Source organism: Microvirga sp. P4_G7 (assembly GCF_056401005.1).
Window position 1 is genome coordinate 1 of sequence record NZ_JBFUKD010001068.1, and the last position, 784, is coordinate 784.

Consider the following 784-nt stretch of genomic DNA (forward strand, 5'->3'; position numbering starts at 1 on the left):
TTCCAGAACCTCTACAACGGTGCGTGCACACGCCTCGGCGAGAAGGAAATCAATGCCGCCATCAACGCCTTCATCGACAAGATCAAGGCCAATGGCGAACTGCAGAAAGTCTACGACAAGTGGATGAAAGTGCCGGTCCACAAATTCCCCGACAGCCTCGAAGGCATCACCTTCTCCGCAAGTTGAACCGCAATACGGGAAAAATCGGGATCAGGGTCATGACCAGCCAGACCGCTTCACAGCCTGCAAAGGCCGCCGAAACCATGATCAGCATGGCGAGCGTCGAGAAATGGTATGGCGCATTCAGAGCCTTGACCGACATCAACCTGTCGGTCCGCCAGGGCGAAAGGATCGTCCTGTGCGGGCCGTCGGGCTCCGGAAAGTCGACGCTGATCCGGTGCATCAACCATCTCGAAGCCTATCAGAAGGGTGAGATCCGCGTCGGCGGAATTCTGCTCGGCAACGAGGCCAAGACGATCAACGCCGTCCGCCGAGAGGTCGGAATGGTGTTCCAGCACTTCAACCTATTCCCGCATTTGACCGTGATGCAGAACTGCATGCTGGCGCCGATGCGGTCCCTTGGTGTCAGCAAGGCTGATGCCGAGGCGACGGCGCGAAGACTCCTCGATCGCGTCAAGATCCTGGAGCAGGCCGAAAAATATCCTGCGCAATTGTCCGGTGGGCAGCAGCAACGCGTAGCGATCGCCCGGGCTTTGTGCATGCAACCCAAGGTGATGCTGTTCGACGAACCGACCTCGGCCCTTGACCCCGAAATGGTGAAGGA

General features: G+C 58.3%; 1 protein-coding gene and 1 pseudogene. Both read left to right on the forward strand.

Going from position 1 to position 784, the window contains the following annotated elements; genetic code table 11:
- Window positions 1-186 (forward strand): annotated as a pseudogene (locus AC1DT3_RS23060) (transporter substrate-binding domain-containing protein); the annotation flags it as partial.
- Window positions 187-263: 77 nt separating this feature from the next.
- Window positions 264-784 (forward strand): amino acid ABC transporter ATP-binding protein (locus AC1DT3_RS23065; protein WP_477467486.1); only part of this gene is annotated, 521 nt, incomplete at its 3' end.